14 protein-coding genes are annotated in these 15,706 nt (G+C 58.2%); 5 read left to right on the forward strand and 9 right to left on the reverse strand.

Going from position 1 to position 15,706, the window contains the following annotated elements; genetic code table 11:
* Positions 1 to 120: 120 nt before the first annotated feature.
* The 7 genes from DOLE_RS03980 to DOLE_RS04015 form a co-directional block, all read right to left on the reverse strand.
* Entirely contained in the window at positions 121 to 1,341 is a 1,221-nt protein-coding gene (locus tag DOLE_RS03980; protein ID WP_012174201.1) for an aspartate kinase, read from the reverse strand.
* A 53-nt stretch (positions 1,342 to 1,394) separates the two neighbouring features.
* A complete protein-coding gene (gene tsaE, locus DOLE_RS03985; RefSeq protein WP_167320834.1) occupies positions 1,395 to 1,880 on the reverse strand; it encodes a tRNA (adenosine(37)-N6)-threonylcarbamoyltransferase complex ATPase subunit type 1 TsaE in 486 nt (161 codons plus the stop codon).
* Complete coding sequence (locus tag DOLE_RS03990; RefSeq protein WP_012174203.1) at positions 1,843 to 3,444, reverse strand: bifunctional ADP-dependent NAD(P)H-hydrate dehydratase/NAD(P)H-hydrate epimerase; 1,602 nt, start codon at positions 3,442 to 3,444, stop codon at positions 1,843 to 1,845. Before DOLE_RS03990 ends, tsaE begins: the two co-directional genes overlap by 38 nt.
* A 453-nt stretch (positions 3,445 to 3,897) precedes the next feature.
* A complete protein-coding gene (locus DOLE_RS04000) occupies positions 3,898 to 4,608 on the reverse strand; it encodes a pyridoxine 5'-phosphate synthase (protein ID WP_012174204.1) in 711 nt (236 codons plus the stop codon).
* Between the two features lie 180 nt (positions 4,609 to 4,788).
* Positions 4,789 to 5,145 (reverse strand): rRNA maturation RNase YbeY, encoded by a 357-nt coding sequence (gene ybeY, locus DOLE_RS04005; RefSeq protein ID WP_041280340.1) that lies wholly within the window; start codon positions 5,143 to 5,145, stop codon positions 4,789 to 4,791.
* On the reverse strand, positions 5,132 to 7,507 hold the full coding sequence (locus DOLE_RS04010; RefSeq protein ID WP_012174206.1) for an HD family phosphohydrolase: 2,376 nt from the start codon (positions 7,505 to 7,507) through the stop codon (positions 5,132 to 5,134). The genes ybeY and DOLE_RS04010 overlap by 14 nt, the downstream gene beginning before the upstream one ends.
* 194 nt (positions 7,508 to 7,701) lie before the next feature.
* On the reverse strand, positions 7,702 to 8,697 hold the full coding sequence (locus DOLE_RS04015) for a PhoH family protein (RefSeq protein WP_012174207.1): 996 nt from the start codon (positions 8,695 to 8,697) through the stop codon (positions 7,702 to 7,704).
* A 178-nt stretch (positions 8,698 to 8,875) separates the two neighbouring features.
* Here DOLE_RS04015 and DOLE_RS04020 point away from each other — a divergent pair, with 178 nt between their 5' ends.
* The 4 genes from DOLE_RS04020 (at position 8,876) to hisF (ending at position 11,745) form a co-directional block, all read left to right on the forward strand.
* Positions 8,876 to 9,397 (forward strand): CvpA family protein, encoded by a 522-nt coding sequence (locus DOLE_RS04020; protein ID WP_012174208.1) that lies wholly within the window; start codon positions 8,876 to 8,878, stop codon positions 9,395 to 9,397.
* Positions 9,385 to 10,194: a nucleoside triphosphate pyrophosphohydrolase gene (gene mazG, locus DOLE_RS04025; RefSeq protein WP_012174209.1), complete on the forward strand. Its 810-nt coding sequence runs from the start codon at positions 9,385 to 9,387 to the stop codon at positions 10,192 to 10,194. Before DOLE_RS04020 ends, mazG begins: the two co-directional genes overlap by 13 nt.
* Positions 10,195 to 10,342: 148 nt before the next feature.
* Positions 10,343 to 10,972, forward strand: a complete 630-nt coding sequence (gene hisH, locus DOLE_RS04030) for an imidazole glycerol phosphate synthase subunit HisH (protein ID WP_012174210.1) — start codon at positions 10,343 to 10,345, stop codon at positions 10,970 to 10,972.
* A complete protein-coding gene (hisF, locus tag DOLE_RS04035; RefSeq protein WP_012174211.1) occupies positions 10,966 to 11,745 on the forward strand; it encodes an imidazole glycerol phosphate synthase subunit HisF in 780 nt (259 codons plus the stop codon). Before hisH ends, hisF begins: the two co-directional genes overlap by 7 nt.
* A 207-nt stretch (positions 11,746 to 11,952) precedes the next feature.
* On the opposite strand, the gene DOLE_RS04040 is transcribed toward hisF, so the two are convergent.
* Complete coding sequence (locus DOLE_RS04040) at positions 11,953 to 12,582, reverse strand: hypothetical protein (protein ID WP_012174212.1); 630 nt, start codon at positions 12,580 to 12,582, stop codon at positions 11,953 to 11,955.
* A gap of 368 nt (positions 12,583 to 12,950) precedes the next feature.
* On the opposite strand from DOLE_RS04040, the gene DOLE_RS04050 reads away from it, so the two are divergent.
* Entirely contained in the window at positions 12,951 to 14,327 is a 1,377-nt protein-coding gene (locus tag DOLE_RS04050) for a hypothetical protein (RefSeq protein WP_012174213.1), read from the forward strand.
* A 21-nt stretch (positions 14,328 to 14,348) separates the two neighbouring features.
* Here the strand turns inward: DOLE_RS04050 and DOLE_RS04055 are convergent, their stop codons facing one another.
* A complete protein-coding gene (locus DOLE_RS04055; protein ID WP_012174214.1) occupies positions 14,349 to 15,485 on the reverse strand; it encodes a WG repeat-containing protein in 1,137 nt (378 codons plus the stop codon).
* Positions 15,486 to 15,706: the final 221 nt, after the last annotated feature.

The raw sequence follows: 15,706 nt of genomic DNA on the forward strand, positions 1-15,706 counted from the left end.
GCACCCCCTGTGTGGCAGGAAAGGTATCAAAAAGCGACAGGGACAAAAGGCTTTTGTCCCTGTCGTGTCATTCCGGGGCTGCCGCACCTGTTCCCGGAAAAGGGGAAAACGGGTTGTGCGCTACTCTTTTTTATCCAGGCCAAAGGCGGTGTGCAGCACGCGCACGGCCAGTTCGGCGTATTTTTCTTCCACCACGCAGGAGATGCGGATTTCCGAGGTGCTGATCATCTGAATGTTGATGCCCTCGGCGGCCAGGGTGGAGAACATGGTGGAAGCAACGCCGGAGTGGTTTTTCATGCCCACGCCGATGATCGACACCTTGGCCAGGTTTTCCGCGCCCATCACCTCTTCGGCGCCGATGGCCTTGCCGGTTTCCTGGGCAATGGCCAGGGCTTTTTTATAGTCCCCCCTGGGAACGGTGAATGTCAGGTCGGTCTGGCCCCCGGCCCGGGTGTTCTGAATGATCATGTCCACCAGGATGCGGGCCTCGGCGATGGGGCCAAAAATTTCGGATGCCACGCCCGGCACATCCGCCACCTTTTTGAATGTGATCCGGGCCTCGCCCTTTGAGCAGGTTACCCCGGAGATGACCAGTTCTTCCATGCCGGTGTCTTCTTGCAGCACCATGGTTCCTTCCTCCTCGCCAAAAGATGTTCTTACGTGAACAGGCACGTTGTATTTTTTTGCAAACTCCACCGACCGGATCTGGAGCACCTTGGCGCCCAGGCTGGCCATCTCCAGCATTTCGTCGTAGGAAATCCGGGAAAGTTTTCTGGCCTTTTCACAGATGGAGGGATCGGTGGTGTAGACCCCGTCCACGTCGGTGTAGATTTCGCACACGTCGGCCTTGATGGCGGCGGCCAGGGCCACGGCCGAGGTGTCGGACCCGCCCCGGCCCAGGGTGGTGATGTTGCCGTCATCGTCGATGCCCTGGAACCCGGCCACCACCACGATATAGCCGCCGGCCAGCAGTGTGCGGATTTTTTCCGCGTCGATGCTGATGATTCGGGCCTTGGTGGCCGCCGCATTGGTGCGGATTCCCGCCTGGAACCCCAGCAGGGACCGGGCCTTGTACCCCATGTCGGTGAGCATCATGGCCAGAAGGGCCACCGTGGTCTGCTCGCCGGTGGAGAGAAGGGAATCCAGTTCCCTGCCGTCCGGATCTTCGGCGGCCTGGTTGGCCAGGTTGATCAGGCTGTCGGTGATACCGGCCATGGCCGACAGCACCACCACGACCCGGTTGCCCGCGGTGGCGGTGCGGATGACCCGGTTGGCCACGTTGCGGATTTTTTCGATGTCGGCGACCGATGTGCCGCCGAACTTTTGAACCACAAGGCCCATTTTTTCCCTCCGGATGGCTTTGTAAAAAGCCCGTTGCCTTTCGAAATCGTTTTTTATGAGTTCATCTGAATCAGCTGTTCGACCAGCGCTTCCCCCTTTGCCGTGCGGGGGGCCACGCAAATATCGCGCACGGTATCTTCCACGATATCAAGGGTGATGTCAATATCTTCCTTCCATAAATCCGGTCCGAATTTGTGGGCCCACTCAATGGCCGTCACATGGTCCCCATCCATCAGTTCGTCCGTGCCCAGGTCCTCGATCTGGTCCGGGTGGACCAGGCGGTAAAGATCGATGTGGCAGAGGGTTTGGCCGCCGGTGCCGGAATACTGGTTGACCAGGGTATAGCTGGGGCTGGTGACCGGACAGGCAGCAGAAACCCCCATGCCCCTGGCCAGGCCCTGGACAAAGGCGGTCTTGCCGCTGCCCAGGTCACCGGTCAGGGCGATGACGGCGCCGGTCGCGCAGAGCCGGCCGATTCGTTCGGCCAGGGCCTGGGTCTCTTCAGGCGAGCTTGATCTGTGTCGGAAAACAGTCGACAAACCGGTCATGGTCCTTGCTTTCAAGGGTTTGAAGGGCCCGGGGCAGGGTGAACGACACATCGGAGGCCAGCAGTCCGGTTTTCCCGGTCTCTTCTCCCGCGATGTCTCCGGCCAGGCCGTGAAGAAAAACGCCCAGCCGGGCCGCAATCCCTGTCTCATATCCCTGGCAGAACAGGCCCGCAATGACGCCGGTCAGCACGTCTCCCATGCCGCCGGAGGCCATTCCCGGGTTGCCGGTGCGGTTGACAAACACCGTGCCGTCGGGATGGGCGATGACCGTACCCGCCCCCTTGAGAACCAGGTGGACGTGGTGGGTCCGGGCAAAGTCCTGGGCGCACCGGATCCTGTCGTTTTGCACCTGGGCGACGGTCATACCGCAGAGCCGGGCCATTTCGCCGGGGTGGGGGGTGAACACCGCCCGGTCCCGGCTAAAAGAGAGCAAGTCCGGATCGTCGGCCAGGCAGGTGAGACCGTCGGCGTCGATGACCATGGGCGCGTCGCTTTTTTCCATCAGACCGCGCAGCAGGTTTCTGGCAGCCTGCCCGGTTCCCATACCAGGACCTATGGCCAGAGCCTTTTTGCCGGTTGTTTGTTCGAGGATCGAATCCATACATGTTTCGTCAAACTTTCGGCAATCCGTATCTCCTACCGGCAGGGTCATCACTTCTGTTGCCAGGGTCTCCACAATCGCGTTGATGCCGGCGGGCACGGCCAGGGTTACAAGGCCGGCGCCGGACCGCATGGCGGCAATGCCGACCATGGCCGCGGCCCCGGTTTTTCCGGCGGACCCGGCCACTGCCAGCAGATGGCCGGCGCTTCCCTTGTGGGCGTCCGGCTCGCGGGGCCGAAGGTAACCGGCGGCCATGGCCGGTGTAAGCAACCATCGCCGGGAGTCGGCCTCATCGGCCACGAATGGCGGAATGCCGATATCCACCACGCCCAGCTTTCCGGTGAATGCGGCGCCGGGAAACAGCACCTGCCCTGGCTTGGCAAAACCGAAAGTGGCTGTGGCCGCGGCTTTTACGCAGGTGCCTCTGGGCTGCCCGGTGTCTGAATCCAGGCCGGAGGGCATGTCCACGGCAAAGACGGGCCGCCCTGACCGGTTCATAAAATCAATGGCCTTTGCAAACAGCCCCTTGACTTCAAATTTCAGGCCCGTTCCCAGAAGGGCGTCGATAAACAGGTGCTGGTGGGAGAGGGCCGTTTTTTTTCTGGCAAAGCTTTTTTCTTCTGGAATGCAGATTACCGGCACATTCAATGCGGAAAGCAGGTCCAGGTTGGCTTTGGCGTCGCCGGACACCTTGCTCTCTTCGGCCAGCAGAAATACCGTGACCTCGGCCCCCCGCTGGGCCAGGTACCGGGCCATGACAAACCCGTCGCCGCCGTTGTTGCCACGGCCCGCGATCACGGCAATGCGTCTTTCAAGGGCGTCGGGAATGGTGTCAAGCAGCCAGCCGGTGGCACTCCGCCCCGCGTTTTCCATCAGCACCCGGCCGGGAATGCCGAAGGCTTCGATGGTGGTGCGGTCCATCTGCCGCATCTCGTCGGCGCACACAAGGTACATTTCAGTCTCCCCTTTAAATCGAAATCGCTATCGGGATCGGTATCGGTATCGATAGCGATACAACTCTACGGTTCACAGGCCACGAGGAACGAACGGTCCTTTGTAAAACGCATGTCAGCACTTGATGAGGTCATTTTATATTTTGCCGTCAGTATTGATCGATCCCGATCCCGATAGCGATCCCGATTTCGATGATATTGTACTCAATTGTTCTAGATATCTCACGAGTCGATTTGGCCGCAGATGCAAGGCGCGGCATGCGAAGCTGTAGCCGGCCTACCGCGAGTATGCCGCAACACAGCAGCTGCGGCCAAGGCGGCTCGCCCGAAGGGTGAATTTTTTCGACATACAATTGGCACAAAATTCCTTAAGTCGCCTGTGACATTTTATGTCTTGGAAGTTTTATAGACGTTTCCCAATAAATTAACATCTATATTCTTATGTCGAAAAATTTCATGAGATAAGGGCCAGCATATCGCGGACGGCCCGGTCCATCCCCACCAGGGCGGCCCGGGAGACGATGCTGTGGCCGATGCTGAATTCGTCGATCTCCTTTAAGGTGACCATCCATTCAATGGTGGTGTAACAGAGCCCGTGCCCGGCATTGACAATCAGCCCAAGGTTGCGGGCCACTTCCACGGCCTTTCGAATCCGGTCAAACTCTTTTTGACGGATTTTTTCGGTGGCGGCCTCGCAAAAGGCGCCGGTGTGAATCTCCACGGCCATGGCCCCTGCATCATGGGAACGGCGCACCTGGCCGGGGTCCGGGTCAATAAACAGGCTGACCGGAATTTCGTTGCGGTGCAGGGTTTCAATGGTTTTTGCCACCGGCCCGCCGTGTCTGGCAAGGTTGAGCCCCCCTTCGGTGGTGAGCTCTTTTCGCTTTTCCGGCACCAGGGTGACCAGGTCGGGCTTGACCGAAAGGGCGATTTTCTCCATCTCCGGGGTCACCGCCATCTCCAGGATAAAACGGCGGGCGGCGGCCCGGAGCCGCACCACGTCGGTGTCCTGAATGTGGCGCCGGTCCTCCCGCAGGTGGGCCACGATGCCGTGGGCACCGGCCAGCTGGGCCAGCACGGCCCCGGCCACGGGGTCGGGATAATCCACGCCCCGTGCCTGGCGCAGGGTGGCGATGTGATCTACGTTGACGGCCAGATGTGTCATAATCACCTCTTATGGCGGCTTTGTAAAAAGCCCAATTTCTGCGTTGCGCTGCACCCCTCGTCACTGCGGCGTACAACAAGTACGCCTCATTCCTCGGGATTTGCGCGCCTTGAACTTGAACTTTTTACAAAGCCGCCTGAATTTTGATTTTCTACGATGACGCTCAAAAAATGCGGGGCACTATAGGCTCGCCAGCATTTTCAGCAGTTCCCGCGTTTTTGCCTCCATTTTTTCCGCCTCGGTGTCGGACTGTTCGTGGTCGTATCCGGAAAGGTGCAAAATACCATGGATCAGCAGCTCTGTAAAGCGGGCCTCCAGGGAGACGCCCATGGACCGGGCCTCCCGAAGGGCCGTATCCGCGGATATTACCACGTCGCCCAGCAGGCCGGGGGTAAGATCGGCAAACGCTCCTTCCTGCATGGGAAAGGCAATCACGTTGGTGGGGCCGGTGCGGCCCAGGTAGACCTGGTTCATTTCGGCAATGGCGTCGTCGTCCGTGATCAGGATGGAGAGTTCGGTATTATCAGGACTGGCCAAGGCGTTTAAGACGGCCTGCGTCTTTTTCAGAATCCGGTGTTTCGGGGGCAGGCGGTGGGCTTTTTGGCGGTTGCTTATCTGGACTTCCATCTTTTTTCTTTCCGTTTTCCGCGCTCGGGTATTCGATACGGTGGTGGTAGATGCCGGAGAGAATGGTGTTGAAGCTCTTGGCGATGTTGTTTAAATCCTTGAGGGTCAGCTCGCACTCGTTGAGCTGGCCGTCGGAAAAGGTGCGGTTGATCAGGTCCTGCATCAGGCCCTGGAGACGGGAGGGGGTGGGGGACTCCAGGGTCCGGGCCGCTGCCTCGATCTCGTCGGCCAGCATGATCAGGCCGGCCTCCCGGGTCTGGGGCTTGGGGCCGGGATATCGAAAGTCATTGACATTGATCTCTTTTTCCTTGCCGCTCTCCTCTGCCTGCCGCTTGGCTTTTTCATAGAAGTAAGCGATGATCCGGGTGCCGTGGTGCTGCTCGATGGCGTCTACCACGGCCTTGCCCAGCCGGTGCTGCCGGGCGATGTCCACCCCGTCCTTGACGTGGGACATGAGGATCAGGCCGGACATGGAGGGGGCCAGCTTGTCGTGCTTGTTCTTGCCGTCCCGAATGTTTTCAACAAAATAGAGGGGTTTTCGAATTTTGCCGATGTCGTGGTAGTAGCCGCACACTCTTGCCAGCAGGGGGTTGGCCCCTACCTCTGAAGCGGCGGCCTCTGCCATGGCGCCCACGACCAGCGAATGGTGATAGGTGCCCGGGGCCTCCAGCATGAGCCGCTTGAGCAGGGGCTGGTCCAGGTTGGAAAGCTCCAGCAGCTTGATGTCCGTGGTGTAGTCAAACACCATTTCAATGATGGGTGCCAGGCCGGCGGTCAGCACGCCGGAGAGAAACCCGCCGAAAAAGGCCAGGCCGCAGTCGGTCAGCATGCCGGCACCGGACAGGTCGCCCTGGTAGAGGTTGATGGCCGTGATGGCCGCCACGTTAAAGAGGCCCAGCTTGGCCCCGGCCTTGATAAAGACCTTGCGTTCCCGGCAGTGCTGCATCCAGAAGGCGGCCATGGTCAGGTTTAAAATGGAGTAGACAACCACCTCGAAGTTGTTGTTGAAAATGGCGCCGGTGCACAGGGCCAGGATCAGGGCAAAGGAGGCGGTGAGTTCAATGTTCATGAACAGGCAGACGATCATGGCGCTGGCGGCCAGGGGCACGGCCAGCAGGATCGACTGGGGCGTGATGGTGGGCGATGACGCGCTGAAGGCCATTGCCTCGCCCAGGGAAAAGGCCAGCCGGGCCGCCATCAGGGAGAGGCAGAGCATGGTGGCGAAAAAGAGCAGATTCTTGTTGTCGGCCAGCACACCGCGCCGGCTGCTTTCCGAGTTTCGAAGATAGACCACGAAGAAAACCAGTGCCCCGATCAGGGCGGCCCCCAGGGAGGTGGCCAGGGAGTCCTGATTTTTGGCTTCCGCCCGAAGGGACTCCAGCTTCAGCAGGTCCAGCTCATTGATGCGCTGGCCCTCCCGCAGGATCATCTCCCCTTTTTTCACCTCGTAGGCCACCTGGCTGACGCTGGCCTGGGCATCCTGCCGGCGTTTTTCGGTTTTGTTTGTATTCAGTGTAATGTTGGGGGTAATCAGTCTCTGGGCAAAATCCACGATCAGGTTCTTTACCGTGTAGTCCACGTCGGCCAGCAGGGGCTCACCCACCACGCGGACCATGATCTGGGCCTGGTCCAGGCCGTAAAAGCGCCTCAGGTTGGTGACGATCTCCTCCTGTTGGTTGCTTATGGTGCTCAGGACAATGCCCCGTTCCCGTTCCCGCAGCAGGTTCTCCTTGTTGGCCACCACGCCGTTGGCAAGAATCTCGGTGACAATACGGCCGATCAGGATTTCAATTTTTTTTGAAAATTTTTCTTTTTCCAGAATGCCGTAGGCCCCATTGCTCACGCTGATGCCCAGGGTCTGTTCAAACTTGGGCTTGTATTCCCACAAAAGGTCATGGCCGGGCTTGGCGGAGGTGTCGGCAGAAGAGATTTTCCCCTGAAGGGCGTTTCTGGCAAGCTCAAAGCTCACGGCCAGCTGGCGGTTGATCTGTTCGGCCAGGGTGTCGTTGTGGTCATACACCGTCAGCACGCGGTCCCCGGCCTGTGCCCGTTTTTCTTCCGTGGCCCGGGCGTCCTTTATCAGCAGGTCCTTGGGGGCCTTGATATCTTCGCCGGCCACATCCCCCAGCTGGTAGGCATAGTCCCGGATTTTGAAAGAGGAGAGCGACAGGGTCATGGAAAAGACCAGGGCCGTGGCGATCAGCAGGCCCCACCGGAAAGAGCGGCTGTCAACAGGGGGAAGCAGGCTTTTTGTGAGAAAGGGAATGGCCATGGCGTCAGGCGAAACAGCAGTGACCGGAGGGGATGTCTGATCTCAGGCCGGTCAAACATCGTGTTGCTGAAAAGTTCACGGCTGCTTCATGCTCCTTCATACCCGTACGGGTTACATCTTGGGGTTTTTATAGAAAAGCGGCGCACTTTTCAAGCAAAAACCGCCGCCGGGGGAGAGAATAAGATAAAACGATTTTATTTCAGGCCGTTGGATATACCATCGGTTTTTTCTTCATAGGCGGCGATGATCTTTTCCACCAGCGAATGGCGCACCACGTCCTTTTTTGAAAAAAAGACGAACTCGATACCGGTAATGTCGGTAAGGATATCCTTGGCCTCAATCAGGCCGGAGGACTTGCCCGTGGGCAGGTCGATCTGGGTGATGTCGCCGGTGATCACCGCCTTGGAGTTGAACCCGATGCGGGTCAAAAACATCTTCATCTGCTGGGTGGTGGTGTTCTGTGCCTCGTCGAGAATGATAAAAGAGTCGTTTAGGGTGCGGCCCCGCATGAAGGCCAGGGGCGCCACTTCGATTACCTTTTTTTCCATCAGGCCGGCGATTTTTTCAAAACTCATCATGTCGTAGAGCGCGTCGTACAGGGGCCGCAGGTAGGGGTCGATCTTTTCGGCCAGATCCCCGGGCAGAAACCCAAGGGCCTCGCCGGCTTCCACCGCCGGCCGGGTGAGAATGATCCGGTTGACCAGCCCTTTTTTGAACGCGGCCACGGCCATGGCCATGGCCAGGTAGGTTTTGCCGGTGCCGGCCGGGCCGATGCCGAACACGATGTCAAACCGCCGGATGGCCTCAATATAGGTTTTCTGCCGGGGACTGCGGGGCGTGATGGGCCGTTTTTTGGCGGTCATGCATACGGTGTCGAGAAACAGGTCCTTGATGTCGGTGCGGTGGTCTTCCCGCAGGGCACGGACCGCGTGGTCCACATCCTCGACATAAACGGGGTAGCCGGCCTCCAGCAGGGTGTAAAGCTGGGTGAGAACGATCCGGGCCAGGTCAGCGGCAATGGTGTCGCCCTGGATAAAGACCGTGCTGCCCCGGGCGTCGATTTTTACCCCCAGGTCGGCGGCGATCTTTTTCAGGTGGCCGCCATGCTCGCCGAACAGCTGCATGGCCAGGCGAATGTCCGACAGTTCAAGCTGAACCGGCTGGTCTGTTTCCGTGTGCGCGTGTTTCATTGGTTCTGGTCCGTTCCATCCGTTTCGGTTTTAATTTTTACATCATACAGAATACCGGGCTTTGTTGCAAATTTTCCGTATTGTGGTAAAACCATGGGGACCTGCGGGCGATACAGGCCGGAAAGGCAAGTTTTTAAAATAATTTTAAGGCCTTAAATTCAAAAGAGCTGTTGTGCTGATGAACATAGTCGACATGGTGGTCATTGCCGTTGTGTGCGTGTGCCTGATCCGGGGAGTCTTCCGGGGCCTGAGCCGGGAGCTCTCCTCCATCATCGGCATTCTGGCCGGGTTTTACAGCGCCTATCTTTTTTATCCCCATGCGGCCGGAAAATTGCCGGCCTTTATTCCCGGGGGGGCCTTTGCCGACATGGCCGGGTTTGCCCTTGTGTTCTGCTGCGTGGTGATCGCCGTGGGGCTTTTGGGCCTGCTGGTCCGGTATGCCCTGGGCATCACCATGATGGGCTGGCTGGACCGGGTCCTGGGCGGCCTTTTCGGCGCGGTCAAGGGCGTCCTGATCGTGGTGGTGCTGCTCTTTTTTATTACCAGGGTGGGCGGCGCGGCCCTGCCGTACGCCAAAAATTCCCGGTTTCACGGCATGGCGGTGGACATGGCCGGCTCCATGACCGACGTGGTCTCCGGAAAGTTTTACAAAAACATCTATTCAAAGGCTCAGGAGATCAAAAAACGATGGATCAGGTAGCACCGGAAAGCAACAGGGAGACGCAGATGGAACGGCTGGCCCGGATTGTCGATACATTGCGGGGCGACAAGGGGTGCCCCTGGGACCGGGAGCAGACCCCCCGCTCCATGACGGTCTACCTGGTTGAGGAGGTTCACGAGCTGGTTGACGCCATCATGGAGGCGGACCCGGCCAAGATTTGCGAAGAGCTGGGCGACCTTTTGTTTCATATTCTGTTTCTGGAAAGCATCTTCCGGGGCCGGGGCGATTTTGATCTCCAGGACGTGGCCCGCATATCCGCGGAGAAAATGATCCGGCGCCATCCCCACGTGTTCGGCGACAAGGAGGCCAAAACCGTGGAGGATGTGAAAAACCGCTGGCACCGGATCAAGCAGCGGGAAAAAGCCGGGGCCGGGGAAAAAAAGTCACTCATGGACTCGGTGCCCCGCAACCTGCCTACCCTGGTGCGGGCCTACCGGATCACCGAGCGGGCCTCCCGTGTGGGGTTTGACTGGCCTGATACCGCCGGGGTGATGGACAAGATAAAAGAGGAGTTTGCCGAGCTGGAGGCGGCCATGGCGGAAAACGACAAGGCCCATGTCACCGAAGAGGTGGGGGACCTGCTGTTTTCCCTTGTCAACCTGGCCCGGTTTCTGCGGGTGCACCCGGAAACCGCCCTGGCCGATACCGTGAAAAAGTTTGAAAAACGGTTCATTTATATAGAAGCAGAGGCCTCCAAAAGCGGCAGAACACTGGAGGAGATGACCCTTCAGGAGATGGACGCGCTCTGGGACGAAGCAAAATCGTTACAGGTGTAACTTTTTTTTCGTGCCCGTGCTCGTGCACGTACTCGTGCTCGAAAGTAAAAACGATCAAGAGCAAGATTAAGAGTAAGAGTAAGATTAAGATTAAGATGAAGAGCACGATAAGAAGAAAGAATTCATTGTAACGAGAAGCGAAATCAACATGATAACGATTATTGACTACGAAGCCGGCAACCTGACCAGCGTGGCCAGGGCCCTTGTGAAAACCGGCCATGAATGTGTGATCACCGGGGACCCGGAAAAGATCGCCGCTGCCGAACGGCTGATCTTTCCCGGCGTGGGCGCGGCCGGGGCCGCCATGGCAAGCCTGGAGCGGTCCGGCATTGACGCGGCTATCTCCGTGGCTGTGGGACGGGGTATTCCGGTGATGGGCATCTGCCTGGGCACCCAGGTGATCCTGGAAGAAAGCAGCGAAAACAACGCCCGATGCCTGGGCATTATAAAAGGAAAGGTCCTGCCCTTTGCGCTGGACATGGTAGATGGCAGCGGCGACCGGCTCAAGATTCCCCACATGGGGTGGAACGCGGTTGCCATGCAAACACCCCATCCCGTGTTTGACGGTATTGATCCGGAGGACCGGTTCTATTTTGTGCACAGTTTCTACCCGGCCCCTGCCGATCCGTCCACGGTCATTGCCACCACCGACTACGGCGTGACCTTTGCGTCGGTCATCGGGTTTGCCAACCTGGTGGCCACCCAGTTCCACCCGGAAAAAAGCGGCCGGGCCGGACTTCGTATTCTGGAAAATTTTTGCAGGTGGAACCCATGTTAACACGAAGAATCATACCCTGCCTGGATGTTCGGGACGGGCGGACCACCAAGGGCATCAAGTTTGAAAACAACGTGGATATCGGCGATCCCGTGGAGATGGCAAAGGTCTATTACGAGGCCGGGGCCGATGAGATCGTTTTTTACGACATCACCGCCTCCCATGAAAAACGGGGACTGATGATCGACGTGGTGCGAAAGGTGGCGGAAACCATCTTTATTCCCTTTTCCGTGGGCGGCGGCATTCGCACCGTTACCGACATGCGCGACACCCTGCTGGCCGGGGCCGAAAAGATCAGCGTCAACTCCTCGGCCGTGCAGAACCCGGCCATTATCTCCGAAGGGGCTGAAAAGTTCGGCAGCCAGTGCGTGGTGCTGGGCATGGATGTCAAGCGCGTGGAAAAGCGTAAAGAGATTCCTTCCGGCTTTGAGATCGTGATCAACGGGGGCCGTACCTATATGGGCATAGACGCCCTGTGGTGGGCAAGGGAGGCCCAGCGCCTGGGCGCCGGCGAGATCTGCCTGAACTCCATCGACGCCGACGGGGTGTGCCGGGGATACGACATTGAGCTGACCCGCCTGATTTCCGAAAACGTCACCATTCCGGTAATTGCCTCGGGCGGGGCCGGCGAGCCCGTCCACCTGCACGACGCCCTGACCGAAGGCAGGGCCGACGCGGCCCTGATCGCCTCCATGGTCCACTACGGCCACCACACCATCGGCGGCATCAAAGAGTATCTGGATCAGCGCGGTGTGCCGGTCCGCATGAAGTGGTAATGTCATGCGTCATTGAGAGGAGCAACGCGACGAAGCAATCCTGAACGCGTCAATCCTCACTGTCATCGAAATCGCTATCGGGATCGGGATCGAAATCGAGCCAATGGGCGCCACGGGCCAGACGGCGATTTTGTAGGGGCAACCTGCGGTTGCCCATCAGTCGGGCGGCCGCAGGCCGCCCCTACCGTCAGTCAAAATGGGGGGTGTTTATGACCCATCCGGGCCGGACAGCGGCACCTGTGATTCCCGAATATGCGCAAACGCCGATTCAAGATCATCGCGGCTGATGAGTGAACGGGTGAGCTCTATTTTGAGCCTGCCGTCGGCCACCGCACAGTTTTCCCTGGAAAGAAACGCTTTTAAAATCTTTCGCCGGGTGTCTGTCAGCCAGTCTGTCACGCTGTTTTCGGTTGCCACCACGTCAAAACGGGCATCAAAATCCCCGTCCCCGGTCTTTATCACGGAATAACCTGTTTGGGACAAAACCATCTCAACGGCACCCCCCTGGATGCCCCTGCCGCGCCTCCGGATCACCATTTTTTCCGGCATACCTTTTACCGGCATGTACATGAGAACTGATTTTTCATCAGGATAATTCTCTGATGCAACCGGGCCGAATTTGTATTTTAGCGACAGGGCGCCCATGAAAAAATCCGCGCCGCCGGTGCTGCCCTGAATGGTGCCGATATCAAACAGGTTCCATCGGGATTTTGTATATGTCATGCCGTGCTGCCCGGCAAACTCCGCCATGGCCCGCCGGGTCCGGTAAAACTGCACCAGAACGCATGCCAGAATCACAATAACCAGCAGCAGGATCAGAACAAATCCATTTTTCATTGGCCACTCCTGTTTCGTCAGCCCAAAAGAAAAGAACGCATGACCCGGCAAAAGAGCATATAACAGTCAGCACGGTTTTGGAATAATGAAAACAGCTTTCATACCGGGCCTTTCCCCTGATTGACAGGGCAGGGCATGCCGGTTACATTAAAAGTAATTTCCTTAGTTAGTGTCTATCCATTTAACATGGATGACACCGTGTGGTGTTTCCAAGCCAGTCCCGCCATGGCGGGATTTCGCAAGATCAAGGAAAACAAGGGCCGACGCGGAGGCGTACTGTTGTACGCCGCACAAGGAAGCCCGAGGTTTGACGCAGAGATTGCGGAAAAAGGCCATTTATGGATGGAAACTAATGAAAAGGGGGACACATGAAAACGATCCGGTTTATCTTGTGGGGGATTGCCTGCCTTTTTTTTCTGGTGCACGCCGTTGTTGTGACATTCCACACCGCGCTGGTATTTCAGCAGGGCGCTGTCCCCGGCATCGCTGTTGCCGGCTACTGGCTGCTGGTCCTGCTGGCCGCCGTCATCCTTGCCGTTGGCCTTAAAAAAGGGCGCATCGCCGGCAACAACGGATATTTGCTGCTTGTCTCGGCCCTGGTCGTGATGGCGGGGGTCGGCACAACATGGCTGGCCGCGGATGCCCCGGCAGTTGTGAATGATTATTCGGAAAAAGACGTGGCCTGTCCTTCCAACGGCAGTTTTGAGCATCTTGCGGTTTTCAATACCGATGAGTCTCAGGGACCGGAAACCTCCGGCCCGGACGGCCGGCCGGATATTGCCGAGGCCTGGGACGATATTCGAAAACGGCGCAACGCCATTGACGCCCTTGACCGGTTTGACCGGATCTGCGACCTGCCCGAAGCCGTGGCATTTACCGCGGAAATCCCGTTTCTCAGCTTCAGGCCGCTCAGGGATACGGCGAATATTTACGGACAATATTTTCTGGCCAATGTATCGGCCGGGCAGCCACGGGAGGCCACCGAGGCATTCTGCCGGCTGAACCGGGTGGCCCGCAAGGGGCTGGATAACGCGACCCTGCTGATTCACAAGATGATCTTTGCCGGCCTGGTTGAACAGGCCATTGAAACCACCTGGACCGCCCTGCAGAACGAAAACCTGGACCGGCAGACCCTGATCTCCCTGCACGAGAATTTTTCCCCCATCGAATTCGAGGAGATATCCCTGGCCCGGCCCCTGATTTCGGAATACCTGATCATGAAGAACACCATGCGCGGCCTGGTGGCCGGCCGCCTCATGGATTCGGTACCGATGCCCGGAAACACAGACGACGCGCAGGCGCAGAATCCGCTGCTGTCACGTGCGGTCTATTTTCTGGGGTTTAAACCCAACCGGAGCCTGGCGGACATGAAAATTTACTATGACCGGTTGATCGAAGCCGGCAGGCGTCACCCGGTGGATCTGTCACAGGCTGATGCCTATATGAAGGCATACGCCCAAAAGCCCCCCATTCGGAATATGGTCGGCTGGGTTTTGAACAGCATGGCCATGCCCGACCTTTCACGTTACATCGACCGGCTGGCCGCGACCAGGATAAAGAGCGACCTGCTGGCGCTTTCCATAAACCGGCGGCTCGGCCAAACCCTGGCACTGACGGATTACTATACCGGCCGGGAACTGCAATATCGGGAAGAGGGTGGTCTGCTGCGGCACCCCGGCCCGGACGGCGTGTTTGATACGCCGGACGATGTGGTGCTGGGCAAAAAGGCGGATTCGGACCGGTGATGGCTGTCGGGCTATTCCGGATCAGGGCGAGGCAAGCACAGGGGCGCTGACCAGCTGGTAGACCCCGTCCACCGTCCTGAGAAATTCGAAAACATCCTGATGGGAAATTTTGCCGTCGACCTTATCCCGGTATGAGACAACCAGGTCAAACACCGGGTACTTCCAGTCCATGGGATTTCCGCAGGTGTCAAAATAAGCGGCATACCGGTCGCCCTGGAAGATGAAGGGGTTCAGCCCCGGCGTGTTGTGCACCTCATATTCAAGGGCGCCGCTCCGGATTTGCCCGATCACCTGAAGCATCCTGCCACCGGCTTTTTCCAGGAACCGGTCCTTTTCTTCCTGCCGCCATTGTCCGGCATCCTCTTCCCAATACGTGATTTCGTCAAACGCGCACCGCCCCAGTGCGTCCGGCGTGTCTGACACCAGGAACGCCGACGCGAGCCAGTGGGCAAACTCTTTTTCAAAATTTACAAAAGAGATATACCGGCCGTCTGTTGCCTTGAAGGATTCCCGCAGCGGGTCAGGATCCGCTGCTTCTGAAAAGCGAAGTGAAAACCAGTCAAATCTGCCGGTCTGCGGAAAATCTTCAACCACCACGCGGTTTTCCGGATCGATCAGCAGCACCCGGCCCCTCTGCCACTGCCAGTGCTCGCACGGGCCGCTGTCCGCCGACCAGGGGGTGCCGTCCGGGCAGACCCTTACAGCGTCCTTGAGTACCACGGCAAGATTGTTCCTGAACGGCCGGGCATCACTGTATTCCGCCGGAATCACCACCCGGCCGTTGGCGTCAAAAAAGCCGACCCTGTCCGTTTCCGGGTCACGAAACCGGATTTTTCCCTCACATTCGCAATCCGGTGTGTTGTCCCACAGGTACAGGCAGCCGGTTCCCACCTTTTCCCCGGTTTTCAGCAGGTAGTAATCCTGAAAGCCATCTTCGCCGATTTGTTCCACAACGGCAGTGATATGGTTAAATTCCTGGCTGCCGGCCATGATGAATTTCGCCGGGATTTTAATCTCCCCTTTGGCGTCCCTGTACCCGTAAAGACCGGTCTGTTCATCAAGAAACAGGGTCCAGGGACCGGCGTCCCGGGACGGCCCGGGCGTCAGACACCCGGCCAGAAGCAAAATGGCCGCCATGGCGGCAGTGATTGAACGCATTCATTCTCTCCTTTATTGGTTGCCGTGTCATGCCCGCAGCTGTTATCGAAACCGCTATCGGGATCGAAATCGAAACCGAATCAACGGAGGCCACGGGCCAGGCGACAGCTTGCCCGTACTTGTCTCATAAGGTTATTGCGAGCGCAGCGAAGCAATCTTGAACGCGGCGCCCTGTAAAAAAGTTCCCCGCACAAACCCGGGAGCGCCATACCCCGGGTGCG

Origin of the sequence: Desulfosudis oleivorans Hxd3 (assembly GCF_000018405.1) — a bacterium.
In the GTDB taxonomy this organism is placed as follows: Bacteria; Desulfobacterota; Desulfobacteria; order Desulfobacterales; family Desulfosudaceae; genus Desulfosudis; species Desulfosudis oleivorans.

Coding starts and splice junctions, on each gene's coding strand:
- DOLE_RS03980 (WP_012174201.1), bottom strand. CDS start 1,341: ATGGGCCTTGTGGTTCAAAAGTTCGGCGGCACATCGGTCGCCGACATC.
- DOLE_RS03990 (WP_012174203.1), bottom strand. CDS start 3,444: ATGTACCTTGTGTGCGCCGACGAGATGCGGCAGATGGACCGCACCACC.
- DOLE_RS04000 (WP_012174204.1), bottom strand. CDS start 4,608: ATGACACATCTGGCCGTCAACGTAGATCACATCGCCACCCTGCGCCAG.
- DOLE_RS04010 (WP_012174206.1), bottom strand. CDS start 7,507: ATGGCCATTCCCTTTCTCACAAAAAGCCTGCTTCCCCCTGTTGACAGC.
- DOLE_RS04015 (WP_012174207.1), bottom strand. CDS start 8,697: ATGAAACACGCGCACACGGAAACAGACCAGCCGGTTCAGCTTGAACTG.
- DOLE_RS04020 (WP_012174208.1), top strand. CDS start 8,876: ATGAACATAGTCGACATGGTGGTCATTGCCGTTGTGTGCGTGTGCCTG.
- mazG (WP_012174209.1), top strand. CDS start 9,385: ATGGATCAGGTAGCACCGGAAAGCAACAGGGAGACGCAGATGGAACGG.
- hisH (WP_012174210.1), top strand. CDS start 10,343: ATGATAACGATTATTGACTACGAAGCCGGCAACCTGACCAGCGTGGCC.
- hisF (WP_012174211.1), top strand. CDS start 10,966: ATGTTAACACGAAGAATCATACCCTGCCTGGATGTTCGGGACGGGCGG.
- DOLE_RS04040 (WP_012174212.1), bottom strand. CDS start 12,582: ATGAAAAATGGATTTGTTCTGATCCTGCTGCTGGTTATTGTGATTCTG.
- DOLE_RS04050 (WP_012174213.1), top strand. CDS start 12,951: ATGAAAACGATCCGGTTTATCTTGTGGGGGATTGCCTGCCTTTTTTTT.
- DOLE_RS04055 (WP_012174214.1), bottom strand. CDS start 15,485: ATGCGTTCAATCACTGCCGCCATGGCGGCCATTTTGCTTCTGGCCGGG.